Genomic DNA, 25,446 nt, shown 5'->3' with positions numbered 1-25,446 from the left:
TGTCATTTATAGCCATTCTGGTTAATTTTATTAGCTGAAAATGATGCTATGGAAGTTTTTCAAAAGTTGTGCGAGGATGCCTAAATTCGCCTATGAGGGAAAATCATGATTGAGTTAGACAAAGTAGATCGGACGATTCTCAGCATTATTCAGATGAATGGCCGATTGACTAACGCGGAAATTGCCGCGCGCGTATCTCTCTCGCCACCAGCAAGCTGGAAGCGTCTTAAGCGACTCGAGGAAGAAGTTATTGATGGTTATTATGCAACCCTTAACAGAAAGGCTCTTGGCTTAAATGTCTTTGCGTTTATTAGTATTACGCTTGATAGCCACTCAGAAGAGGCGATGGATAATTTTGAGCGAGGTGTTGATGCGCTGCCTAATGTGTTGGCGTGTCATAACATATCTGGGAAATATGATTACTTGTTGCAGGTTGTTGTAGAGGACATGGATGAGTTTCATAAGTTGGCCATGTTTAAGATTCGTAGGTTGGGCAATATCAAAGAGATGTACACAGGGTTTTCGTTGCGAGAAGTTAAGCGGAGTACAACGCTACCTCTTTGAGATTAGTTGGAAAGCATTTAGTGAAGTGGTATTTTATATTGTTTTTTTGATAATCTGGTTTGTGATTTTTAAGGGTATTAGAGCATGGCAAAAAAACTCGAGTCGCTTGCAGAGATTGCTGAATTTAAGATCGTGAACATGATCATAGCAGGGCACCTCAAGCTGGGCTCCAGAGTCACTGAGGCTGAACTTGCAGAGAAACTATCAATAAGCACTGCTCCTGTACATCAAGCGCTGCAGGCTTTGAACAGGCTTGGTGTGGTCATTATAAAGCCACGGAAAGGAACGTATATATTTACTTTTACCAAGGAAGACATATGTAAAATGACGCTTGCGCGTTACGCCATTGAAAGCGAGGCGCTGCGGCAAGCTCATGTAAATAGCTCTACCCGATTTAGTTTGGAGCTTTCTAGGGTGATTTCAAAAATGGAGGAGTCTGTAAGGCAGGGAGATCTAACAGGGTATTTAAAGTATGATGCTGAGTTCCATGATGTTTTCTATAAGTATTCAGAGAATGAATTTCTCGTTATGGCATCTAGCGCGATTACCATAAAAGTAATGGTGTTGTGGTATTTGAGTATTCTTGATAAGTATACAGTTGGCGATATGCTGCTATCTTTTGGTGATCATCAAGCTATTTATGAGAAGGTTGTTGTTGGCGAGATTGATCAAGCATGTAAGATCTTATCTTTGCATTTGAAACGCTTGGAAGATATATTTTCCAGGGAGGAGTAAGTGTTTTTGTTCATTTGCGAGGACGGACATGCTCCGTACGTCCTCAGGTGGTTATGGTTTTTTATCTGTGTTGTTGCTTGTTTGCGTATTGACTATTGTGAAGTTTGGAGTGAGTGAGAGTTTCTGTAGTTGAGCGCTTCGAAGTTGGTCGCTATGTTTTTTTGTGAAGCCAAGTTTGCCAAGAAGGATTTCTATCTGATGTATTGGTTGTGGGTGTTTATTATTGATAAGTGTGAGCGGTTCCCTCGCTAAGGATCTATATATGCTTTTAGATAATTAAAGTGTTTTCGCGTTTTGGAGGAGGCGTTACGCATAACTGCTGCCAGCAGCATGACTGCACGATGAGCGCCGTAAGAGCGCTGTTCACAACGGTCTAGAGATTTTTGTGAAATTTCACAGTTTTTTTTTGCGCGGCTGATATTTCACTGTGGCAGGTGGAGATGCTCTAGGTTGGCGCATGTGAATACTAATATTTAAAATAAATAATTGTAGTGCAGTGAAATTTCACGAGTTTAATTTTTTGAGATTTTTGCAGGGGTTGAAAGCTATTTGGGAAGCTGCTTTTATTAGGTTGTGTGAATGAAAAGTCCACGTTTTTCATGATAGACAAAATAATAATTGAGGCTGGTTGGTATGAGAATTACAAGTGTCGAAGTATTTGATTGCAATGTCCGTGAGAAAGATCCTGCGCTTAGTTATTTTAATCCAATTCTGATCCGTATTAACACTGATGAAGGTGTCTCTGGAATAGGAGAGGCTGGACTTGCATATGGATCAGGTTCAAATGCAGCTGTTGGCATAATCAAGGATCTTGCTCCGCGCCTCATTGGTAAAGACCCCATGCGGATTGAGTCCATCTGGGAAGACTTTTACCGTGGCACTTTCTGGGGGATGGGAGGAGGGCCAGTATTTTATGCCGGCATGAGTGCGATTGATATCGCATTGTGGGACATCAAGGGTAAAAAATATAATGCCCCTATTTACGAGCTGATCGGGGGGAAAACCAATGAAAAGCTTAGAACCTATGCCAGTCAGCTTCAATTTGGTTGGGGAGATGAACAAACAGCCCTTTTCGATCCTAAAGACTACGCGGATGCAGCCTTAAAGGCGGTTGCAGAAGGCTATGATTGTATTAAAGTCGATCCAATTCAGTTTTATGGTACCACCAAAGAAGAAAATGCGCTGAGCAACCCTAAGCAAAGTTACTATGGACTTCTACGTAACGAAGATATCAATCGAGCATACGATCGCCTGAAAGCTATGCGGGATGCCGTGGGTAAAGATGTTGATATTATCTTGGAGATTCACTCTCTGCTCGGGGCAAACTCCGCTATTCAGTTAGCCCGCGCTGTTGAAGACATAGGTATTTACTACTATGAGGAACCAACAAACCCGATGAATACTGACGCATTTGCAAGGGTTACAAATAGCGTGAGTATGCCCGTGTCCACAGGGGAGCGGAATTATACGCGCTGGGGTTATCGTGAGCTTTTAGAGAAACAGGCGGTAGCTGTAATTCAACCAGATGCTTGCTTGGTGGGAGGGATTACTGAAGCTAAGAAAATTTGCGATTATGCAAATATATATCATGCTACTGTTCAAGTGCATGTGTGCGGTGGGCCGGTTTCTACCGCAGCAGCACTGCATATTGAGACTGCAATACCCAATTTCATTATTCATGAACACCACACAATTGCTTTGAAAAAAGATATTATCGATCTTTGCAAGTATGACTATCAACCAAAGAATGGCTTTTTTACAGTTCCTGAGTTGCCTGGGCTTGGTCAAGAACTGAACGATGAAGTTGTTCATCAGTACTTGGTAGCAACAATAAAATAATAAAGCATTGTGAACTTAGCACTGGTCTTGTTTCAGGTCAGTGCTTTGTTACACCCTGGGAGTATAAAATGGAAACGAACATAGCAGCTTTTTCTAATGAGAGCTCAAGCTCAAAAGCTCTTTATGGAAAGGTGATTAGAAGAATAATACCGTACATGTTTGTTTGTTATTTATTTAATTATCTCGATCGCGTGAATGTTGGTTTTGCTAAGCTGCACATGCTTCAAGATATAGGTATGAGCGAGGCCGCGTACGGATTAGGGGCGGGTATATTTTTCATTGGATACTTGGTGTTTGGCTTGCCAAGTAATCTGATGCTGCAACGGATCGGCGCTAGGCGCTGGGTAGCGATTATCATGGTGCTGTGGGGGATTCTCTCAACCTCATTAATGTTCGTAAAAACAGCGGAAACATTTTACGTACTCAGGTTTCTCACAGGTGCCGCTGAAGCAGGTTTTTTTCCTGGTCTGATTTTGTACTTTACGCAGTGGTTTCCTGCTTCAATACGTGGACGTGTGATGGCTTTGTTTATGTCTGCTATTCCACTCTCTGGCGTTCTGGGCGGGCCGCTTTCTGGGTGGATCCTTGAAGCATTTTCGTCCAGCCCCGTTGGTGGTATGGCTGCATGGCAATGGTTATTCGTTATTGAAGGGGTGCCTACTATTCTGTTAGGTGCAGGTGTATATTTTATTTTGGATGATCGAGTACAGGATGCGCGTTGGTTAACTCAAGAAGAAAAAAATGTAATTATATCTGACTTGGCCGCTGACGAAGCCAAAAAGCCTTCCTGCAAGGCGGAGGGCATGAAGCAAGTCCTGAAAAACAAGTGGGTTTGGATTCTGGGTCTTATTTACTTCTCATTTCAAGGTGGCGTTTACGCTATTAGCTTTTGGCTTCCAACAGTAATTAAATCTGGGAATTGGGGTGGGATGTTTATGGTTGGTTCAATCACTGCCATCCCATATGCTGCAGCTGCCTTGTTCATGCTTTTCATGGGAAGATCTGCCGATGCCAGTGGTGAGCGGCGTTGGCACTTGGCAGTTCCGATGATTATGAGTGCTGTAGGTCTAGCAGTTACTGCCAGTGCAGGGGGCTCATCTACAACTGCTCTGTTAGGACTTACTATTGCAACTATGGGCGCTTTTACAGCACTCCCAATGTTTTGGCCACTGTCGAGTTCGTTCCTTAGTACGGCTGCCGCAGTAGGAGGCGTTGCAGTAATCAATTCGATAGGTCAAGTTGCGGGTTTTGCTAGTCCATATTTCGTTGGCTGGATCAAAGATACGACTCACTCAACAGATGCCGCTTGGTATTTTTTGTCAGCACTAACCCTGTTAGGGGCATTGGTAATGCTTCTTGCTACCAAAAAACGTACCTTCCGCAGTTGAGATAGGGTTATTGCAGCGAACCACTTCGATTTGAGGTGCGGCGTTGAATATATTAATAGTTACAGATTTAATAGGGGTTATGTTGGAGCAGATATTATAAATGTTATCTGTTAATTCTTACATGGTTAATGACACCGATGCCTGATATCAAGGGTTTCGGTGTTCACCTGCTCTTGTGTATTGTTGAGATTAACTTATATCCTGAAGTGGATAGCTCATCTACTCTTGTATGATTGATGGTAATGCTGGTCAAGTTGGGTTGTTGATTATTAAGGAGCTAAGGCTTGGTTTTTGAGTTAGGCTATCTTGTCGATAGTTAGTGGCCTATACAATTGGCTCAGAAATCCAGCTAGACGTATAAGGCTAGTCTTCAGTGTTTAACTTATGTATGGATGATTGTTTAGATAATAGGATTAGAGTAATTCCTCCAAGCACCGCGAGAGAGCTAAGACCAAGACGTGCAGTATAGATTTCTCCCAGTAATAAAACTCCGGCAAGTGATGCAATAACAGGGACACTGAGCTGGACGGTCGCTGCGTGGAACGATGAAAGCTGTCGCATTGCCGCGTACCAAATTGCGTATCCAATGCCAGATGCAATGGTGCCTGACGCAAATGCTGCCGCTATGCCAATAACGTCCGCATGAAAAGACTTAATGAAGGGTAGGGCCGTAAGCATGATGAGCGGTACAGACCTCATGAAGTTGCCACTTGTCGTCGCCAACGGGTCAGTCGAAGCTTTGCCAAGAATTGAATATATCCCCCAGGCTACTCCTGAAGTGATCATTATTGCTGCGCTTATCAGAGGGGGGGCATTCGTACCTGGAACAAGAATCACAACTAATCCAGAAATAGCGAAAACTAAGCCCAGTAATGTTAAAGGCCCCATTCGCTCTCCTTTGAAGAAACCGAACCCAAGCATCGTGAGTTGTACTGCTCCGAACAAAATAAGTGCGCCGATGCCAGTGTCCAGATTCAGGTATGAATAGGAAAAAGCGAATGCATAGACGTAGAGTGATAAGCCTCCTCTCCAAGTTCCTGTGCAATTTGGAGTAGACCGCCTAAGCTTAAGAATTATCCATAAAACAAACGCACCACTGACTAAACGTATAACACTAAAACTGATGGGGTCGATAGCACTGTCTCGCAGTGCCAGCCGACAAAGTACGGAGTTCGCTGCGAAAGCGACCATTGCGATGGTTGTTAGTAAAATTATGCGTCGTGATCGCTTGCTCATGATTTTTTGAGTAAAGCTGGCACTCATGAAGTAGTCTTCCACTTAATTGGGTCAGATTTAGATGTTTCATGATCGAAGAGCTATCGTTATATTTTTTAAATGCATCAATGATAGATGATAATTTTATTGTGCTAAAACTCAACCAACTGGCGATGTACTTTATTCAAAATGTAAAGCAGCTAATTTTTGCGATTGAGTGAGCTGCCAGGCGGGACTCTAGGTCAAATTGCTCCTATCACAGCTGCACATAGAAATGTGACTAATATAATCAACAAAAAAACAATGCCCCATGAGTTTTTTGTTGGTTTCCTTTGATCGCCTCTTTTGGCAGACTCACTATCGCAACAAAGTGAACTATTTCGCCCTTGTTCCCTCGCTCTCTTAAGAGCTAATATTGAGCAGTATCGCATGTAAATATCCCTAGATTAATTTATATTGAATGTGATTTTTCCGAAGTGTACAAATATCTTGAACTCCATGCGGTAATGCATGAGGCAACATAGTCAGCGTCCTTGCTATTGGTTAACAAGTGGTCGGCAGAGTCTAGTGAAATAAAACTTTTAGGATGCTTCGCGGTCTGGTAAATTTTTTGAGCTTGTTCTATTGAAACAACGGTATCTACTGGGGAGTGGAAAACTAGCAGCGCCCTACGTAGGCTTGCAATATTTTTGTCCTGTTGATGTGTCTCAATATCATCAAGGAACTGTTTTTTTATGTTGAACTCTCTACCTGCTAACATGACTTTAAATTCTCCATGATCTCTTATGTTAGCTACCTCGCTTTTGAACTGTTTTATTACATGGGACGCCTCAGCAGGAGCACCTATGGTCACAACTCCTTTTACTTCTGGGATATATTTGGCCGCTGCTATGACTGCAGCCCCTCCTAAACTATGGCCTATTAGGATAGCTGGAGCTTCATGTGTTTCTCGCAAATAGTCTGCTGCTGCTACCAAGTCAGCAACATTGGATGAGAAATTGCTGTTGGAGAAATCACCTTCACTATTGCCAAGGCCTGTAAAATCAAATCTGAGAACAGCAATATTGTTGTCAACCAGGGCTTTTGCAATTCTCGCAGCCGCTTTGATGTCTTTACCGCAAGTGAAGCAGTGGGCGAATAGAGCGTAAGCGCTAGGTGCTTCTGGCGTTTGAAGAAGGCCGGATAAGCTTACTGATTCAGAATTTTTAAATATTATCTGTTGTTTGCTCATGATTTTTCCACAGATCAGCTATTGGTTCAGCAAAAGATCGAGACTTGACCGAGAAGCATTTTTTGCCACGGCCTTTCTAAGGATGCGGTGGCCATTACGAAGCAAGACTACCATCCAGTAGGTAGGTTTGCAATGTTTGTGACCGCTTTGCGAGCGTTTTTGAGTAGAGTATGGATCGAGCGGACTGAAGGGCAGGGCGTTAGGGATGTGGAGAGGTGAAATCCCTCACATCAGCCCGTAAGGGAAATGGCATAGCATAGAGATGGTCATGGATCTAGATGCGTGCTGAATAGTGGGCAGGGTGTTGTCAGGAAAGCCTGATGTAGACTTGATGATCAATGCTTTTGATATGGCCTACAATCAAAGAGAGAAGCTTCAGAACTGCTGCTGCTTCATTTCGATCAGGGGTCGCAATACGCTAGTCGTCAGCGTCAGCGTCAGCGTCAGCGTCAGCGTCAGCGTCTGTGGCTTTACAGCACAAAGTAGAGCACGATATTTGAATAGCCCCTAGTTTCGTAGACATCTTCATACCTTAAAATTAGGCCATTCAGGAGGTGCCATGAGCAATCCACGTTATGCCGAAGAATTCAAAATCCAAGCGATCAATCAAATGATCGAAAAAAAAGCTGCCTGTCGCTTATGTGGCAGCACGTTTTGGCGTATCGACTCACAGCCTTTATGCGTGGGTAAAGCGTAAGCGGCTGGCTATCCCACCTTGCGCAATTACAAGACGTAACCGCACGCAGCCCGCTTCTGCATGTCGAAGGGCGTAGCATATGTTCTGGAATGGGTCGTATGGTCAATGAGTCGTTTAGGAGTTGTTCCCGTTGAAATTCGATTTAACTGAACTACACACAAAATATGCAGGCGCGGCAGACCCGGCCCTCGGCCATATTCCGAACGATCTGATAGCTGCTATCCAGGATGTGTACAAGCCGGCGGGAATGCAATTGACGGATCTGGCTCTACGCGAGGCTGAGAGTGTCGAGTATGGTGCCTCCCGCTTTGGCCTCGACGGACACACCATTGCCTTCCGTGTGGCTAAAACAACGCCGACGAAGATTGGACAGTTCGTCACAATATGGAAGCGCCCGACGTCAGGCAGCATCATTGCACCTCTCGATGTCGATGATGGCGTAGCCTTTGTTGTAGTGAGTGTGTTCGATGCAACTCATCGCGGACAGTTTGTTTTCGACCAGAAAATACTGGCATCAAAGGGCATCATGGCGATTAACGGTAAAGGCGGTAAGCGCGCCATCCGCGTTTATCCACCTTGGGTCAAACCAGTCGCCAAAGAGGCCGTTAGGACACAACAATGGCAACTACAATACTTCCTTCCTCTTGAACAAAGCGGAAGCGCCGATTCCGTGCAGGTGCGTCGGTTATTTGAAGTTTAAGATCCTTATCCGTCATTCTTGAGCGTTCTGGGTAAGCCCGACGTCCACCTATACGGCAGGAGCTGATCAATTTCACTCGCACGCTGCGTCGGCAGACGCGTGAGAACGTCCTTCAAATAAGCATACGGATCATGCCCGTTGAGCCGCGCAGATTGGATCAAACCCATGATCGCCGCCGCCCGTTTACCGCTGCGTAGCGACCCTGCGAAGAGCCAGTTCTTGCGTCCAAGAGCCCAAGGCCGGATCTGGTTCTCTGCCCAATTATTGTCAATGGGAACAGTTCCGTCATCGAGGTAGCGCGACAGCGCTGCCCAGCGTTTCAGACTGTAATCCAATGCTCTGCTGATAGCCGAACCTTCGGGCACGAGATCGCGCTGCGCGATCATCCAGGCATGCAGCCTATCCATCACCGGTACTGCTTTTTCTTGCCGTATTCGGCGCAGTAAATCCGGATCCAGGTCACGGACTTCACTTTCGATTTCGTACAGCAACTGGATATAGCGCAGGGCTTGCTCGGCGAGCATGCTCTTGTTGGTGGCATGCAATTCGAAGAACTTACGCCGCGCATGGGCCATGCAACCGATCTCCGTCACGCCGAGTTCGAAGCTGGCCTTGTAACCGCCAAAATCATCACAGACCAGCTTGCCCTTCCAGCCTTGCAGGAAGTTGGGGCCGCGATCAGGTGTCTTCCCAGGGTGCATTACATTTCGGTTCAGCAGGCCCAACTGGACATTAGTCAATAATTGATGCTCGGTTACAAATGTGGATGCTACCTCATCAACTCAATTGCTGGCCAACGCCCGCTTGCAGGCCGGGGAAATAATTAACGTCGTGTCCGGGACTATTTGATCACTAAAGTTTTAGGCCTTATCCGAGCAATGCCTATTGAGTATTTGTTTTGATCGGCCACAGGAAATGCGAAAAATCTGCCGATGCCAGTCGCCCGCATAAGCTGCGACACTCCGACGCAGTCATAGGCCTTGGCTCGCTATAACATGCTCGTCAAAAGACATGTGACAGTCTGTCGCATGAGGCTTCGTGGAACCCTGCTTGAAAAAGGCTTCCTGGCTCGTGCGAACAACACATAAAAGCCTTAATCTATTAGCGATTTGTGGTTTCACCGGCTGTTGAAGTAATAGGGGAGTAGGTATGCCTTTACCACACTGTTCCACCAAGTGTGAACGCCTAGCTCTCTTGGGCCATTTCTACTGGGAAGGTACCGGAAGCTATCGGGCTACCAGCGCGAAGACCTGCCTCACAGCGTAATTCTGGCAACGTCTTCGGTTAGAATTTCACTTGGGTGAACTCTCTGAAAGTCGTGTAATTGAGTTGTACCTCCATCGTCCAGTTATTTCTGGGCTGTGGGTTTGACCGACTTCTTCATGCCCTTAATTAGTAGTAATGCCGCTCACATGAAACTGTCCCTTGCAGACCGCTCACTCGTTGCCTGGATGCTGTGTTTTTGCGTCCTGCTCAACGTGTACGCCTGCGGTTTGGGGCATGGGCAGATGACCGGGTTCGAGCTTAATGGCGTCGGCGGTCAGTTCTGTTCTGCGTCGGGCAACAAGAGTCCGGTACAAAGCACGGACTACACCGACCAGTCAGTTAGCGGTTGGGTTGGAAGCTTTACCTGTCCGATCTGTTCTGCGGTGACGTTGAGCATCGCTTTCTTATTTTGTCTGACCTGGTTATTGCGGGTAGGGCAAAAGCTGCGCCCAAGCCGTGAATTGGGTTCCAGGGCGCCTCCTCGATACTCTTGGCCATCGGCTAATCCCCGCGCTCCCCCTCAAAACTGACGCTTGCATGTGACCGGTCAAACTCGGCCGTCACTGCTTTATTACGACGTTATTTTTACGCCTGATTGTCGCTGACGCGACCGCAGGTGGACGTCGTTCAATCGTCATGAGGAGGTAGTCCTATGTCTCGCGTTATTGATCATTCAGGTTGCAAGTTCAGCTTATTCGAAAGCTTAAGTTTTACATCTGCTACATCAGATAATCCGCAACGAACGATTGTGGGGTGGCTGGCATGCGCTCTGTAGTTATTCCTTCAGGGGTTTCACGGCTAGCCACTAAAACTTCGCGCCTAAGCAGTCGTGGCGATTTCCTGTTGCCGTTTCCTGATTACCCCGGCAATGCACGCTGTTTTGTTCATCTTGATACCCGGTTGTTGCCTTACTGGCACACGCTATTTGATGTGTGCCCCGGGCTACTCAAGCTTGATCCTCCAGACGGTTTGAACATCTTCCGTAGTTTCATGATCTGGGCATATCGCAATCACCCACCGCTGAATTGGACGTACTACCTGAGCGTCTGCCGCTGGTTACTCACGTCAAACTATCGATCTCAAATTACTGAGGATTACATCGACTCATTCATGGCTGCAGCGGCAGCCCGATGGGTAAACACCGACGATAGCCAAGCGCGTGGGATGGTACTCGTTTGGCAAGGCTCACCCATGAGGGTGTTTGACTGGAAAGTAGAGCCTCGCAGCGTTCCAGGTAACGATCCTGAGCATGAAGAGTTTCCTCCTGCGCCGTGGGACTTTGCTTGGTGTCCCTTGACAGGGAAGGGCGGCAGCGGATTCCGACGGTGGTTGCCTATTCCCGGATATGAAGGTCAAACACAGTTATCCAAGCCTGTGCGTGATAAGTAGAGCACCTGCTAGTGCGTAGACGTCAAATTATCGCAGCCTGGCTCAGTCTGTTCGCCATGCTGATGATCTTTGCCGGCCCGCTGATCAGTCAGGGGATCAGTCTTGCCCAAGACAAAAGCCAAGCAATGAGCATGGCTGTCATGGAGTGCCACGACATGCCTGGCATGAGCCAGATGTCTCACCATGGCTCTGTGGACAAGCACCATGATCTGATCGTGTGGGAAAAGTGCGGATATTGTTCTCTTCTGTTCCAGCACCCTGCGCTCACTGAGTCAAGCCTGCCGAGCATTCGGCGCCATGTTCCACTGTCAAAGTGTCTATCTGCCCGCTTTATCCCTCGGCAAGCTGTACCACCGGTGTTCCCTGGCGCACGAAGCCGAGCTCCGCCTACTCGACCGTTGAATGTTCTCTTCATTTTCTGCTAGGCGCACATGGCTGGATCTGCGTTGCCGGGGCCACGCACCCGCTGATGCTTATTGTTCAAGTGCGCTTTGCCAGCACCTGTCTTTCAACGGTAGATCCCATGTACTTGACCAAGAACGAGCCATTTTTTCACACTGCCCCATCGCATCTGCGCTGGCGCCGAGCCTTTTGTATGTTTCTGGGGTTGGCATTACCCGTTATTGTCCAAGCCGCGCAGCCTGAGGAGGGTGCAAAAAGCTTACAGTCCTGGACATTGGCACCTACAACCGTTTCTGGAGCAGGTCACGGCTATACTGCACCCACTTCTGAGTCAGCCACGCGCACCGATACGCCCCTGGTCGAAGTCCCGCAGTCGGTGCAAGTTGTCACCCAATCGATGCTTAAGGAACAGGGCAGTCGCTTTCTTTCCGATGCGCTGGTTAACGTTTCCGGGGTAAGAGCAACCAAGCCTCAGGAAGCGCTGTTCGCTCAACCAATCGTGCGCGGTTTTCCGGCAGAAATTTACATGAATGGGCTGCCAGCCTTCGGAGGGACTGCGGCAAGCATTGACCCGACGAGCCTGATCGGTACTGAGCGCATCGAAGTGCTTAAAGGCCCTACGTCAGCGCTGTACGGCGGCGGTATCGGCGCGCCACTGGGTGGCCTGATCAACGTGATTTCGAAGCGGCCAGAGGCCGAGCCTAGCGCGTTCCTGTCGATGCGCGCCGGTAGCTTCGGCACGGTGAATCCTTCGATGGATATCAATACACCCATTGGCGACAAGGTGGCCGCGCGGATTTCCGCCGACTACCAGGAAAACGACAGCTGGATTGATCACGTAAACGGTCATCAATGGTCGATACAGCCCAGCGTTGCGTTCCAGCTATCGCCTGAGACCGAGCTCTTGCTGCGTGGCCAGTATGAGGATCGCAGCCAGCTCGAATTTTCCGGCCTGCCCGCCGCTCAGGCATTGAGTGGGCAGATTGACCGCAACGCTTTCCCGGGTGCCAGCAGCGGGCAGCCTCACACCACCATCGAGAATCGCACGACCACTGCCGAACTCAGGCACGAGGTTAACGACGATACGAGGTTGAGCGTTTCCGCCCAGTATTACGAAGGCAAGATACGCGACAACGGCGGCTTCATATTTCCGGAGCTGCTTGGGGCGGATCCTGCAACACCCACGGTTTATCCAATATTCAAGCTTTACCTGCCAACAAGCATTCGGGAAAGCACGCTGGATACCAACTTGAGCTCCAGAATCGAATCGCTTGGCGGCAGCCACGAACTGATGGTGGGCGCGAGCTACGACCGTACCGACTTCACCTCGGGTGTCTCTAATGCCGAGTTGATTGGCGAGCTTGATCTGGCCAATCCCAGTTATGGGATTTCCTACGGAGCGACGCCGCAAACCATTGTGTCTCAGACCAACCGCTACGAAACGAAAGCTGTTTATCTTCAGGATCAGGCGACTTATGGCCGGTTCCATCTGTTGGGGTCGTTGCGGCTTACCCAGCTCAACCTCAAGCAGCAAGAGCAGGGCGTTGATACCTCTTATCATCGTGTGACACCACGACTGGGCATCACTTATGACCTGACCGAGAGTCTTGCACTGTATGCAGCGTATTCCACCGGTTTCAGGGGCGAGTTCAACTATAACGGCCAGGAAACACCCAAGCCTGAGCTTTCTCGTAACTACGAGGCGGGCGTCAAGCTGGCATACCTAGATCTCGGCCTGTCCGGCACTCTCGCGGTGTTCGAGCAGACGCGCCGCAACGTATCCACCCCAGATCCCGACCCTGCTAAAGCGATTCTGGGGTATTCAGTCCAGAGCGGTGAACAACGCGCTCGCGGAATAGAAGCAGATCTGGTCTGGGAACCAACCCCGGCTCTTTCATTGCTGGGCAACTACGCCTACACACAGGCACAAGTGACAGAAGACAATACGATTCCGATGGGTGATGTCCTAGCGCGCGTACCTCGGCATAGCGGCCGCCTCGCGGCCCGCTATCGGATACTGGATGGCGCGGTAAAGGGACTGGGATTTGGTGCCGGAATTACCGCGCTCAGCGCTCGCGAGCTGACATTGCCTAATACGGTCTCCGTGCCGGGCTACGCATTGCTCGATGCGCAGACTTCGTATGATTTCGACTGTTACACGATCTCTGTATCTGCGGTCAATCTGACAGGCCGTAAAGTCTTCGAGACCTATCAATATCTGGGGTCTCCAGTGGTATTACCCACACAACCACGCTCAGCTTACTTAACGCTGACAGCCAGCTTCTAAGGAAACCATCATGATCGATAACCAACGACGTAACTTGGTGATTGGTGCGCTCCTGGCTCCATTGGCTGCCAGTATTCACCTCAAGGCTTCGGCTGCTGACAAATCCATGCATGAGCATAAGATGCCTGACATGGGCCCCGACATGGATAAAGTGCCTTGGATGGGCGAAGAACAAATCGCAATGTTGATCTACCCAGGCATGACGGTGATGGATCTCGTCGGGCCGCACTGCATGTTTGGTTCACTCATGGGGGCCAAGATTTATATCGTCGCCAAATCGCTGGATCCAGTCACGAGCGATGCAGGGTTAACGATTGTCCCGACCGACACCTTTGATACCTGTCCTCGCGACCTGACTGTACTTTTCACCCCCGGTGGTACGGACGGCACCCTAGCAGCAGCCTCTGATGCCGATACCCTGGCCTTCATGGCTGATCGAGGGTCACGTGCCAAATACGTCACCAGTGTCTGCTCTGGCTCGCTGATACTTGGTGCTGCGGGATTGTTAAAGGGCTACAAGGCTACCTCGCACTGGGCGTGCCGGGATGCTTTGGCCGGGTTCGGTGCAATTCCGACTGAAGCTCGCGTTGTGCGCGACCGTAACCGGATCACGGGGGCGGGTGTAACAGCAGGGCTGGATTTTGGCCTAAGTATGGTCGCTGAGCTACGCGACCAGACCTATGCCGAGTGCACCCAACTGATGAGCGAATATGATCCTGAACCTCCGTTCAACGCAGGCTCCATGAAGACGGCTCCCCCATACGTGAAGAACGCAACGATCCAGATGGCTATGGACTTCACCAAACAGGCAGAAGCGCTTGCTGGCATAACGAAAAGCTAAAGCCTCCCAAGGCCTACAGCGCGTTCCATTGCTGGGGCGCGCCGTGAGCCTTCATTTACAACGAGTGTTTTGAGAGGAGACGCTAGTTGCAAGATTCAACACTAAGATCAGTCGGTGATAGATTCTGGAGGTAGCGGCTCAAATACCCGTGCCAGTAATGCAGTGGCATGCCTAATAGCTTTTTCACGGAAAATGCTGCTGACATTAATTCCCTCGGCGTGGATAAAGGTTAGGCCGTGTATGCCAAGAAACAAAAGCACCTGACGTAGATAAGGTTCTTGGTAATCCGAGCTGTCATCAGCATGAATTCCGCCTTGGACGGTTAGGATGATTGCGCGTTTACCGGTTAACAAACCTTGGGCGCGCGCGGGTGTGTATTTGAAAGCCACGCCAGCTCGGATCTCATGGTCTAAACAAGCTTTAAGAGTGCTGGGAAGAGTGAAGTTGTACATGGGTGATGCGATGAACAATACGTCAGCCTTTACTAGCTCGTTAACCAATTCGTTGGAGCGCTCCAAACAAGCCTGTTCACTTTCACTGCGCTGTCCAGCAGGCTTCATCCAACTACCTAGCAAGTTTGCATCCATGTGGGGTATGGGGTTGAGAGCCACGTCACGAATGATTATTTGATCTGTAGGATGGGCGACTCGCCACTGACTAATAAATTTCAGGGTCAGTTGGCGAGAAACTGACTCTTCTTGACGGATGCTGCTTTCGATGATGAGAACATTGGACATGATTTTTATTCACTATCGTCTTAAGTCGATAGGTCGACATTAATCGCTTTCACATCATAAAAAAGCGCAAAAATAGCTGTTACTTATCTACAAATTCGTTTTCATGCTCATAGTTGTTATCCAGTCGTTTGCCCAGGCATCAGAGCATTGGAGAGCGGGGCATTATTAGTTAGCGTCCAGTGAACCCCCCTTTGCTTTCTGGCATTCGAGAGGATGGTATCGGTCTGTGTTGAGTAGGCATTATTCCGTTCAATGTCAGGGTGCCGATGCCACTAGCGAATGGCTATATCTTCACCACGACTACTCCGATTCAAGCGTTACAAATTTACCGGATCTGTTAAATGTGTAGGTGAGTCTTCGCATCAACTCCAGCCTTCCAGGGTGAAGACCATGAATATCAGATCCAAGGAATCAAAACGACCACTGCAATGGGAAGTGCCACCGCTGCAAGCAACGTTTGACTGGCAATTATCCCTGCCATCAGTGGTGCATCCCCGCCTAGCTGTCGCGCCATGATGTAGGACGACGAAGCTGTAGGCAGTGCCTGGAAAAGCAATGCCGCGATTGCTGCTTTGCCGTCCAATCCAAACACATGACATGCGCACAGCGTGGTCAGCGGCATGATCATGAACTTGACCACCGATGAATACGCGACGGGTCGAACCCAGCTGTGCACAGAGCCCAGCTCAAGTGCTGCCCCTACACACAGTAAGCCAAGTGGTAAGGATGCTTGTCCTAAAGCCTTGATCACCGGCTCAATGCCAGCAGGCAGGCCCAATCCTAATGCCTGAAGCAATATCCCTCCGAAACAGGCGAGTACTAGAGGGTTAAGTGCCAACTGCTTGGCAACCTTGCCCAAAGACATCCTGCCACCTGTGCCATAGCGTGCGAACACCAATACGCAAAGGATGTTTACGGTCGGCACTATTGCAGCATTGGCTACGGCAGCCAGAGCGATGCCCTGAGCACCGAACAAACCGGCCACCACTGAGACGCCCACATAATTATTAAAGCGCACCCCTCCTTGGAAGACGGAAGTGAACGCCGCGTCGTTACCCTTAATGATCCGACGGGCGCCGACCATCAGCACAGCGACCATGACCGTCGAGAGTACAAGCGCCATGATCATCCCTTGGACTGGCACGTTGTCCAACTTGGCGGTTGCCAGACCATGCAAAAACAGCGCGGGCAGAAGAACGTAGTAGCCTAGGCGCTCGGCCTGTGCCCAGAAACTGTCTTCCAGAAACCGGCTGCGCTTGAGCCAGGCGCCCATCACAATCAGCACTGCTATGGGCGCAAGCGCAATCAAAAGTTCGGCGGTCACGAGTATGCCTCTAACGCACGAACCAACCGCTTGCATCCTTCAACCAGGGTAGCTTCGTCGGTGGCGAAGGAAAGGCGTAGATGTCCCGGTAGTCCAAAAGCACTTCCGGGAACCGTTGCAACGCCGACTTCGAGCAGATCTAACGCGAGAGATTGATCGTCAATGCTCGTTTTGAACTGAGGAAGCAGATAGAACGCACCCTCGGGGCATGATACCTCCAGTTTATCGCTCGCTTGGAGGACTTGAAGTGCGGCGTCTCGGCGCTGACGATAGATCGCGTTGCGCTCAGCAAGAAAACCTCGTGGCCCTTCAAGCGCAGCGACCGCAGCGAGCTGGCTCAAGGTGCTGGTCTGCGTACAGTTTTGAGATTGCACGGTAGTGATTGCCGAAATCAGCGACCTCGATCCGCAACCCCAGCCTACGCGCCAACCTGTCATGGCGTAGGCTTTGGATACGCCGTCGACGATGAGGATACGTTCTGCCAGGTCTGGCGCTACCGACGCCAATGTCAGACAAGGGCCTTGAGTGAATCGGATTTCCGCGTAAATATCGTCGGACAGCACCATCACATCCGGATACTGGCGCAGAACTTCAGCCAACGCTTGCAAATCGGTTTCTGAGTACAAAGAGCCGGAGGGATTACCTGGTGCATTGAGAATCACCCACTTGGGCGATTTTGCCAGGCGCAGACCTGCTGCCAAGTGCTCCGCTGTCAATCTGAATCCTTCCGAAGCGGTGGTCGGCAGAATGATCGGTTGGGCACCGCACATCTTAATCATGGCGGGATAGCTGGCCCAGTAAGGCGCCGGGACGATAACGTCATCACCGGGCTTAAGGGTCGCTTGGAAGGCGTTAAAGATGATCTGTTTTGCGCCACATCCAACCGCGATTTGATCATCGCCGAAATCTAATCCCCGGTCTTCCCTTACTCGCATACGGATAGCACTGCGGAGGGGCTCGATACCGTTCGATGGGGAATACGTCAGACGGCTGCCTAACGCTAGATGCGCAGCGTCGAGGACATGCTCAGGGGCATTGAAATCAGGTTCGCCGAGCGTTAAGTCAATTACATCCCGCCCCTCAGCGCGCATGGTGGCAGCAAGTTTGGCCATAAGCAGAATGGGCGATTGGAAAGCACTAGTTGGAGTTTCGTTGTTGTGCATGGTGCCCTTCAGAATGCGTTTGGATGGGCACCACGATAAGGAGTCGATACCTAAAGTAAAAACGATTTAAAATTGGTTGTTCAACAAGTTTTACTCATCGGTCGTTACGTGGGGGCGTGCTTTTTGACAGCCTCCGCCAGGGCGGTTGCTAGCCGTGCAAGTGGCCTTTCTTCTTGCTCCAGAAGCACAACACGACGCGTTCTTTGCGGTGATCCGAATGGCTGGACTTCTAGGTGCTTGAGTTGTTCAAGGTTCTGGCTGGATAGCGGAACCACTGACACCCCCAAACCGCTGGCAACCATCTGAATAATCGCATCCTGGCTGTCCAACTCCATACTGGTTTGCACATGCAGCCGCAGCCGGCGAAGCTCCCGATCTATGGTGCGCCCGGCCCAAGCCCTGCGGTCAAAGCGGATAAACGGTAGTTGTTGAAGTAGCTGTCGAAAATCTAAGCCTGCGCATGAACCGGGAGCAATGATCCAAAAGCCTTCCTCGTAGAGTGTTGTACTAACCAGACCATAAGGGTGCGGTTTCACAGGTTCTGTGGTGATTGCGACATCCAGCTCTCCAGCCTCTACGCGCGTGGCCAATTCGGCAGACATGCCCGAGGCTACGTTTATCCTTAGATGAGGGTGCTCGGCGGCCAGGCCGGCCAGGGCCAAAGGCAAGGCACTGGCCAGCGCAGTCTGGATGGCTCCAATTTTCAGTCGACCGCGCAGCTCGTTTTCACCACCAATGTCCGAAGCAATGCTGTCGTAAAGTGCAACGATCTCGCGCGCCCGCTCCACGGCCAAATGACCTGCATCTGTTAATACGGGCAATCGACGCGAGCGGTCAAACAACGAAGCGTTGAACTCCTCTTCAAGTGACTTTATGTGAAGGCTCACTGCCGATTGTGTGAGATGAACGGTGTCTGCGGCTCGCGCAAACGAACCGTGCTGAGCGATAGCGATTAAGGTACGAAGCGCGCGCAATGACATAGTGATCTCTCCTGCGTTGCATTCGGCAAGCAGGTGACTGGATTGATTGGAAAGTTGCTTTTTTAGGCAACTGGTCATGGCCTTCAACGGGGCCCTAGCAACCTTGATCAGCCATCGATGCTATTGGATTGCCAAATCACTTAGTGATGCGCGGTGATGATACACCCGCTAGCATCGTCTCAGACTATTGGTGCAGTGTCAGATAGCTATATGCAGACCGCTCCCCTGCACGTTAAGAATGCAATGATCCAAATGGCCGTGGACTTCACGAAGCAGGCAGAAGCACTTTCTGGGATGGCAAAAGGTTAGAGCCTTTATCTAAGGCACGCACCTTAGTGGGGGCGTGTCGTCCAATATCAACCAGATGGATATTGATCCAGCCTTCATTACTCTTACAGTCAGCAGCCAGTCGAAGATTTCCCCGGCAACATTGCTAGCGCGACACCGCCCAATACGATGCCTGAGATTAATAGTAGGTGCAGTGATATAGGCTCGTTCAGAATCAGTACGCCTGCGAGCGAAGCAATGATTGGAACGCTCAACTGAAGGGTGGCGGCTTGCTGGGAACTGATATGCCTGACAGTGCTGTACCAGAGCGCATAACCGCAGCCTGATGCCAACACGCCTGATGCAAGCGCGTACATCGCCCCAGTAGGGCTCATATGAAGGCCGCTTCCAAAAAACTTTACTGGAGCCAGTAAAAGTAAGAAAGGGAGACACCTCGCAAAGTTGCCTGCGGTTTCCGTCAGCGGATTCACAGCTGCTTTTCCGAGCAGCGAATAGACTCCCCACGCTACCCCTGAAATTGTCATCAGCACTGCGCTACTCAAGGGCGGCGAATTAGCGCTGGGTAGCAATAAGGTAAGTAAACCACCTGTTGTCACTAACATGCCTATCACCACTTTCTTTTGAAAGCGCTCACCTTGCGCCCAAGAAAACATAAACATTGTGATCTGCACCGCCCCGAATAAAATCAGTGCTCCCATTCCTGCGCCTAACTGAACGTAAGCGATAGAGAAGAGATAGGCGTATAGAAAGAGTGAAAGGCCTCCCTTCCAGCTTCCACGGATAGCGGCTTGAGGATTGCGAAATCTGATCAACAGCAGCAAAAATAACCCGCCACTGAACAAACGAATCACGGTGAATGACTCGGGATCGATTTGACCCTCCATCAGCGCCCGCCGGCAAAAAATTGAATTTGCCGCGAATGCCATCAGGCACAAGATTACTTGGAACACCCAGCGTGATCGCCTGGCACAGTCTCGATTAGCGGTTGATTGTATTTTCACCACAGATGAACCTAAGCGATAAAAAACGTTACTGAATCTCAAGGCCGCAGGAAGACAACTGAGAACTACTCACGGTTGGACATTCCAGGCCTGCCTCATTCACCCAAATCAGGTGAGGCGCAGTGGTGACATCCGCGAAGGTTTAACCCACGAATAACCAGAAACCAGAAGGAGCCCGTTCGGGCTCCTAAAAACTAACCGTTACACGTTTATGCCGAGAGGTATTCGTCCACAGATTTAACGGTGGCGTAGCCAAACTCAAATGCGGCCATCATCGCCGCATGCACTTGAGCGGCAGGCACGTTCACCCCGTGAAATGAGAGATCTAAGGTGGCGCAGGCATCATGCACCACAGTAACCGGATAACCCATATCCGCTGCAGCACGCACTACTGCGTCGATGCACATGTGGCTCATAGCACCTATCACCACGATATCCTGAACATCGAACGCATCCAGTTGCTTCTTGAGGTCAGTGTCTCTGAAGGCGTTGATGTGTTTTTTAACAATCACGGGCTCGTCACCCTCAGGAGCTACCTCTGGCTGAATCTGCGCGCCGCTGGATCCTTTGACGAAAATCGGGACATTCGCATCATCGGATTCGTGCCGTATGTGAAAAACAGGAATACCTTTATTTCGCGCATGGTCGATGACCCGACGAGCATTCGCAACAGCTGCCTCGATGCCACTCAAAGGTAATTTGCCAGTGGGCAAGTATTCGTTTTGCAGATCAATTACTACTAGACCTTGTTTCATGAACGATCTCCAATCAACTTTTCAATGTAATGTTGTTGTGAAGGCTGAGACGGCATTTGGGTAAGCAAGATGCCTTTTGCCCATGTCCAGCAGGGTTTGTATCAGTACTCCAGCGAAGCGCCGTCTTCCGGTATATCGACACGACCCTCGATACCTTGCTTATTGACGTAATTGCGTAACTCTTCACGGGTCAGGGACATATGGTTCACAGCGTCCATGTGCACCGCGACAATTTTTGCGTCTTTCGCGGTCTGTGTAGCACGCAGGACATCTTCCTCGCCCATGATGATCGCCCCCTCGAATCCCGTCATTTTTGCTTTCCCTGCGTTGAGCACGATTACTTCAGGGTGGTATTTCTCGATGGCTTGGTCGACCTCTTTACGCCAGATGGTGTCACCGGCGAGATAGAGAGTTTTGTAGCCTGGCGCTTGAAACACTACACCCATGGCTTCGCCTAGCGGTTTTGCGAGGGCTGGTACGGCATACATTTCGTCAGTGCCATGCTGCCCACCGGTCTTGGTTATTTTGACGCCGCCGAACTCAGCTTCGTCAGTCAGCACACGTACATTCTTGAACCCCTGGGAACGAATCAGCTGTGCATCGTCTTCGTGCTGAGTGAACAGTGGGATGTCTTTAGGCAGCGCTTTTTGTGCCGCATCATCCCAGTGGTCAAGGTGTGTGTGCGTGACGATGACAGCGTCCACACCGGAGATAACGTTGTCTGGGGTTTCGGGTAGATCAACCAGTGGATTGCGGAGGTTGCTTCGGTAGGTATTTTCAAACCCGGGGTAGGCACCTTTTTTAGCCAGCATGGGATCGATCAAGAACGTAGTGCCACCGTAGGTGATCTTCACCGTTGCATTGCGAACTTGCTGCAGATCCACTTTATGGGTTGCATCAGCCGTCTGAGGGGCGTTTGAGCCCGCAAATGCCTGTGTGGTGGCCACAGCGCAAGCAATGCTGAGGGCGAGAGAAAGAGGTGTAAAATTCATAGTGTTAATCCAGTAAATGCATCGAATACACCATTCTTGCCCAAAGCGCTAAAGCCTGATAGCGGCCTAAATGACATATTTCGATATAATCGGGCCAAATGTTCGAGGCTGCCAGATGAAACCCATACGTGTAGCTGTTCTAGCTTTTAACGGCGTGAGTCTGTTCCATCTTTCGGTGCCGGGAATGGTATTGGGGACGGCTCAATCCGAACCTGGCGAACCTCAATACGAGGTCAGCTACTGCACAGAGACGCCTGGAATGGTTAGCTGCGACCAAGGCATCGACTTAGCGGTTGCTCATGGCCTGGAACTCATGGAGGCATCTGATTTAATTGTCATTCCATCGTGGGGCGAACAATTGGTCGCGGCCTCGACACCGCTTTTGAGAGCCCTTCAGCAGGCGAATGCACAAGGCAAGCTCATCGTAGGGTTATGTTTGGGAGCATTCGTACTTGGAGAAGCCGGACTGCTTGATGGTAAAGAGGCGACCACTCACTGGGCAGGCAGAGACGAGTTTTCGCGACGCTTTCCTGAGGTTGGCTTCAGGCCCGATGTGCTCTATGTCAGTGACGGCAACATCATGACCTCGGCTGGAACGGTGGCGGCAATCGATTGTTGCCTGCATTTGGTGCGTCAGCGGCTCGGAGCTGATGTGGCGAATCGCACCGCGAAGATGTTGGTTACCCCACCGCACAGGCAGGGAGGTCAGGCTCAATACGTGGAGCATCCTGTGCCGAAACTCTCTAGCGAGACTCATTTGTCCGATGTGTTGGCGTGGGCTCGAGTGAACCTGGCCAGTGATCTATCGCTCGACGTCATGGCAGACAGGGCGAAAATGAGCAGGCGTACTTTTACCCGGCGGTTTCGGGAGGCCACTGGCAGTACCGTCTCTAAATGGTTGAATGCTCAGCGAGTCGTCAGGGCGCAAGAACTGCTTGAAACGACTGATTTACCTATTGAATGCGTTGCCGGCGAGGCCGGTTTTGGAACCCCCTTGTCCTTGAGGCAACAATTTGGCGCTCAGCTTGGAACGTCACCTTCAGAGTATCGACGAATGTTCTCTCGCGAAACGATACCGGGCGGCAAGGCAAGCGGCAGCTAGCATTAGACCTAACCGCTTATTCGCACCAAGGTTTGACGCTCAACGATGTGCTACTGGTCAGGCCGGAGCATTCCTGACTACCGCGAGTAGCGCCTGCAGCGGATGTAGAACAGTTACACTCTCTTTTTGCTTACCTGGCTTCGGCAAGAATAGCCATAAGCTAATAGCCGGCCTGAAACATTCATTTTTGTTACTAGTGGGCCCCAGGGTTGTTTGTAAATCACTTTAGACATCTCAGCATTCGTAGTCTCATATCCATAGGTATGGAAAGTGTATGGCCCAAGCGTAATATGGAGGTGTCTTGTTGCAGGTGCAAGACAAAGTCATGAACACTCTGCGGGACAGTGGCTTCATCGTCCCCGCTGAACCCAATGAGGTTGAAGCCCGATGTGGGTGTTTCTGGAATTTCGGGGAAGTATTCAGCAACGCAGTGCCAGTCGATGTCCTTCATCGCAAGCATCAGGACTTTGGAGTCAACTGTCTCAATCTATAAAGGCTTGAGCTGCATCAGCGCTTTTGCGTCGCGCAAAGCATCCATAAAACCTGCATAGCGCACGTTTACGAGGATCGAATACTTCGTGATAGGCAAGACGTTTAGCTTGGCCTCGACTGAAGCTCAGCGAGCCCTTAGAACCACACAATACGCTGTTAATGTTGAAGCTATCCTCTTGCTCGCGGAGATGTGCAAGGTCATAGCCGGTGAGGCAGCGGTTAAGTTTGGGAAGATTTGCGCAATAAGATAGGCTTGGTTGTCTGCAATACCGACTGCGCAGCGGTATACCTTACCGATCCGATCGCGACGCGCTGTTTCTTGCTCCAAAGAGCCTTTTTCCGATGGCGAGCTGTGGAGTAACTCACCACCCAGCAACACTGTGGGAATCTCTAGCACGTGGTCATGGGTTTTGCCGTAAGTGCCGCTGCCTTGGCCACTGGCATCAGTGTTGATCATCTGCCAATCGCTGCTCGGTTGGAGGTGGATGATTCAGGCGCGAAGAACAGCCCATAAGGTTTGAGCACCGTATTTAATTGATCTTTCATCACGCCACTTTGGACGCGCACCCACCGCTCTTCGGCATTGATCTCAAGAATGGTGTTCATGTGCCGTCACAGGTCTACGACGATGCCATCAGTCAACGACTGACCATTGGTACCTGTGCCGCCGTCGCATGAGATGAGCGCGACCTGCCGAAGCTAACTAACCTAATGCGTGATGCTACAGGGAAAATTGAGAGCTTATTGTCGTTGGGTGTAAAAATTGAATCATGATGTATTGTTTAGTTCTTTGTCGTCGGACTTGACTTGAAACGTGCTCGATACTCACCGGGTGTGACTGAATAGTTTTTTATAAAGCTACGGATTAAAGTTGATTCATTACGAAAGCCACACTTGCTAGCCACTGTTTTGAGTGGGGTGCTTGACGTGGCAAGTAAGTGTCGAACTGCTTCTAAACGGAGCTGTTCAACCATTTTGCTCGGCGTACTGCCTGTGCTTTCACTGTATTTTCTCGCAAAGGTTCTGTCACTCATGTTCATAAAACTGGCTAACGTAGAGACCGATAAGTCGCCACTGAGATTGTTGTTCAACCAAGCGTGAAGGTCTGAAAATTGACTGCTTTTGGATTGTAGGGTCAAGGATGAACTGAACTGATTTTGATCGCCGGGACGTTTCAAAAAAACAACCAAATGACGTGCAACTTCAAGTGCAGCCGAATGCCCCAAGTCGACTTCAACCATTGCAAGAGCCAGGTCGATTCCGGAGGTAACTCCAGCGGAAGTCCATAGGTCTCCATCGTTAATGAATATAGGCCCGCGCTTTACACTGACGGAGGGAAAGTCATGCTCTAGCTTGTCATAGGCAGACCAATGGGTGGTAACGCTTCGACCCTTCAGCTTTCCAGCGGTCGCTAGTGCAAATATCCCAGTGCACACGGAAACGAGACGCTTGGATTTTTCAGCGTGACTCACAAAATGAGTAAAGAACTTAGGATGCTCACAAAATGCATGTATTCCCGGCCCACCAGGGACGATAAGAGTATGTGCGGGAGAGGTGTGTGCGGCTAAAACTTCAGCGTTTAATGAAAGATTTGAGAGTATTTCAGTCGTTGGGCTTAGCGCGAGAATAGAGAAAGAGTAGGGCGGATGATCGGGGTGCGCAAAATGGTTAGCCGCCATAAAAACATCTAAGGGCCCGGCTAAATCGAGCAGGCTAACTTCAGGGTAGGTAATGAATTGTATGGACTTGGCTGGCATTTCAAATGACTCCTCCCAGGAGAGCACCTCCTGGATGACGATGAGTTTGGCAGAAATTGTCAACGTTTTGTCCTGTTTTTTTGTCAATGTAAACTTATTGTAGTTTTAATGTTGAATGCTCCAGGAACGCTCGGTGTGACATTGGTGGATACAGGTGTTGCTGAAAGCGCGCAATGAGCATTTTTACTAATAGTATTAACGTGGAGTTAATGAAATGTCGGGTCTTATGAAAAGCACAATGGGATTCGAAGTTGATATGGACGATGATTTTGAATTCAGGATTTCTAATATCCTTAATCAG

21 protein-coding genes and 3 pseudogenes are annotated in these 25,446 nt (G+C 49.8%); 12 read left to right on the top strand and 12 right to left on the bottom strand.

Annotation, left to right across the window (positions count from 1 at the left end):
* The first annotated feature begins 105 nt into the window (after positions 1–105).
* The 4 genes from RGV06_RS03085 to RGV06_RS03070 all read left to right on the top strand — a co-directional run bounded on the left by RGV06_RS03085 (position 106) and on the right by RGV06_RS03070 (position 4,526).
* Entirely contained in the window at positions 106–564 is a 459-nt protein-coding gene (locus RGV06_RS03085; protein WP_169916614.1) for an Lrp/AsnC family transcriptional regulator, read from the top strand.
* Between the two features lie 84 nt (positions 565–648).
* On the top strand, positions 649–1,299 hold the full coding sequence (locus RGV06_RS03080) for a GntR family transcriptional regulator (protein ID WP_169916615.1): 651 nt from the start codon (positions 649–651) through the stop codon (positions 1,297–1,299).
* 633 nt (positions 1,300–1,932) lie between these two features.
* Complete coding sequence (locus RGV06_RS03075) at positions 1,933–3,138, top strand: mandelate racemase/muconate lactonizing enzyme family protein (protein WP_169916616.1); 1,206 nt, start codon at positions 1,933–1,935, stop codon at positions 3,136–3,138.
* Between the two features lie 68 nt (positions 3,139–3,206).
* Entirely contained in the window at positions 3,207–4,526 is a 1,320-nt protein-coding gene (locus tag RGV06_RS03070) for an MFS transporter (RefSeq protein ID WP_322149347.1), read from the top strand.
* Between the two features lie 363 nt (positions 4,527–4,889).
* On the opposite strand, the gene RGV06_RS03065 is transcribed toward RGV06_RS03070, so the two are convergent.
* Positions 4,890–5,789: a DMT family transporter gene (locus RGV06_RS03065; protein WP_262372322.1), complete on the bottom strand. Its 900-nt coding sequence runs from the start codon at positions 5,787–5,789 to the stop codon at positions 4,890–4,892.
* Between the two features lie 403 nt (positions 5,790–6,192).
* Positions 6,193–6,972: an alpha/beta hydrolase family protein gene (locus RGV06_RS03060; RefSeq protein WP_169916618.1), complete on the bottom strand. Its 780-nt coding sequence runs from the start codon at positions 6,970–6,972 to the stop codon at positions 6,193–6,195.
* Positions 6,973–7,531: 559 nt separating this feature from the next.
* Here RGV06_RS03060 and RGV06_RS03055 point away from each other — a divergent pair.
* Both RGV06_RS03055 and RGV06_RS03050 read left to right on the top strand, forming a co-directional pair.
* Positions 7,532–7,667 (top strand): annotated as a pseudogene (locus tag RGV06_RS03055) (transposase); the annotation flags it as partial.
* A 132-nt stretch (positions 7,668–7,799) separates the two neighbouring features.
* Positions 7,800–8,369 (top strand): MepB family protein, encoded by a 570-nt coding sequence (locus tag RGV06_RS03050; RefSeq protein WP_169916619.1) that lies wholly within the window; start codon positions 7,800–7,802, stop codon positions 8,367–8,369.
* 5 nt (positions 8,370–8,374) lie between these two features.
* On the opposite strand, the pseudogene tnpC reads toward RGV06_RS03050, so the two are convergent.
* Positions 8,375–9,037 (bottom strand): annotated as a pseudogene (gene tnpC, locus RGV06_RS03045) (IS66 family transposase); the annotation flags it as partial.
* Between the two features lie 744 nt (positions 9,038–9,781).
* On the opposite strand from tnpC, the gene RGV06_RS03040 reads away from it, so the two are divergent.
* The 5 genes from RGV06_RS03040 to RGV06_RS03020 all read left to right on the top strand — a co-directional run bounded on the left by RGV06_RS03040 (position 9,782) and on the right by RGV06_RS03020 (position 14,554).
* The gene (locus RGV06_RS03040; RefSeq protein ID WP_169916640.1) at positions 9,782–10,165 is read left to right on the top strand and encodes a DUF2946 domain-containing protein; all 384 of its coding nucleotides are present in this window, start codon (positions 9,782–9,784) and stop codon (positions 10,163–10,165) included.
* Between the two features lie 232 nt (positions 10,166–10,397).
* The gene (locus RGV06_RS03035; protein WP_169916620.1) at positions 10,398–11,024 is read left to right on the top strand and encodes a putative natural product biosynthesis protein; all 627 of its coding nucleotides are present in this window, start codon (positions 10,398–10,400) and stop codon (positions 11,022–11,024) included.
* 11 nt (positions 11,025–11,035) lie between these two features.
* A complete protein-coding gene (locus RGV06_RS03030) occupies positions 11,036–11,449 on the top strand; it encodes a DUF2946 domain-containing protein (RefSeq protein WP_169916621.1) in 414 nt (137 codons plus the stop codon).
* 44 nt (positions 11,450–11,493) lie between these two features.
* Positions 11,494–13,713, top strand: coding sequence for a TonB-dependent siderophore receptor (locus tag RGV06_RS03025; protein ID WP_315246453.1), 2,220 nt, complete (start codon positions 11,494–11,496; stop codon positions 13,711–13,713).
* A 10-nt stretch (positions 13,714–13,723) separates the two neighbouring features.
* Positions 13,724–14,554, top strand: coding sequence for a DJ-1/PfpI family protein (locus tag RGV06_RS03020; RefSeq protein WP_169916622.1), 831 nt, complete (start codon positions 13,724–13,726; stop codon positions 14,552–14,554).
* A 107-nt stretch (positions 14,555–14,661) separates the two neighbouring features.
* Here RGV06_RS03020 and RGV06_RS03015 read toward each other — a convergent pair whose 3' ends face one another.
* The 7 genes from RGV06_RS03015 to RGV06_RS02985 all read right to left on the bottom strand — a co-directional run bounded on the left by RGV06_RS03015 (position 14,662) and on the right by RGV06_RS02985 (position 21,794).
* Entirely contained in the window at positions 14,662–15,291 is a 630-nt protein-coding gene (locus RGV06_RS03015; protein WP_169916623.1) for an FMN-dependent NADH-azoreductase, read from the bottom strand.
* A gap of 397 nt (positions 15,292–15,688) precedes the next feature.
* Complete coding sequence (locus RGV06_RS03010; protein WP_186348285.1) at positions 15,689–16,651, bottom strand: AEC family transporter; 963 nt, start codon at positions 16,649–16,651, stop codon at positions 15,689–15,691.
* Positions 16,612–17,778, bottom strand: coding sequence for a pyridoxal phosphate-dependent aminotransferase (locus RGV06_RS03005; protein WP_169916625.1), 1,167 nt, complete (start codon positions 17,776–17,778; stop codon positions 16,612–16,614). Before RGV06_RS03005 ends, RGV06_RS03010 begins: the two co-directional genes overlap by 40 nt.
* A gap of 104 nt (positions 17,779–17,882) precedes the next feature.
* A complete protein-coding gene (locus RGV06_RS03000; RefSeq protein ID WP_169916641.1) occupies positions 17,883–18,758 on the bottom strand; it encodes a LysR family transcriptional regulator in 876 nt (291 codons plus the stop codon).
* A gap of 398 nt (positions 18,759–19,156) precedes the next feature.
* The gene (locus tag RGV06_RS02995; protein WP_315246439.1) at positions 19,157–19,996 is read right to left on the bottom strand and encodes a DMT family transporter; all 840 of its coding nucleotides are present in this window, start codon (positions 19,994–19,996) and stop codon (positions 19,157–19,159) included.
* Positions 19,997–20,256: 260 nt separating this feature from the next.
* Positions 20,257–20,802, bottom strand: a complete 546-nt coding sequence (locus tag RGV06_RS02990) for a cysteine hydrolase family protein (RefSeq protein WP_169917310.1) — start codon at positions 20,800–20,802, stop codon at positions 20,257–20,259.
* A gap of 101 nt (positions 20,803–20,903) precedes the next feature.
* A complete protein-coding gene (locus tag RGV06_RS02985; RefSeq protein WP_169917309.1) occupies positions 20,904–21,794 on the bottom strand; it encodes an MBL fold metallo-hydrolase in 891 nt (296 codons plus the stop codon).
* Positions 21,795–21,909: 115 nt separating this feature from the next.
* Here RGV06_RS02985 and RGV06_RS02980 point away from each other — a divergent pair, with 115 nt between their 5' ends.
* The gene (locus RGV06_RS02980; protein ID WP_169917308.1) at positions 21,910–22,896 is read left to right on the top strand and encodes a GlxA family transcriptional regulator; all 987 of its coding nucleotides are present in this window, start codon (positions 21,910–21,912) and stop codon (positions 22,894–22,896) included.
* A gap of 265 nt (positions 22,897–23,161) precedes the next feature.
* On the opposite strand, the pseudogene RGV06_RS02975 reads toward RGV06_RS02980, so the two are convergent.
* Positions 23,162–24,084 (bottom strand): annotated as a pseudogene (locus RGV06_RS02975) (FAD-binding oxidoreductase); the annotation flags it as partial.
* Between the two features lie 86 nt (positions 24,085–24,170).
* The gene (locus RGV06_RS02970; RefSeq protein ID WP_262372769.1) at positions 24,171–25,208 is read right to left on the bottom strand and encodes a GlxA family transcriptional regulator; all 1,038 of its coding nucleotides are present in this window, start codon (positions 25,206–25,208) and stop codon (positions 24,171–24,173) included.
* Positions 25,209–25,446 lie beyond the last annotated feature (238 nt).

Origin of the sequence: Pseudomonas sp. CCI3.1, assembly GCF_034313985.1 — a bacterium.
GTDB classification, from domain to species: Bacteria; Pseudomonadota; Gammaproteobacteria; order Pseudomonadales; family Pseudomonadaceae; genus Aquipseudomonas; species Aquipseudomonas psychrophila.
This window is presented reverse-complemented; position numbering and strand designations above follow the sequence as displayed.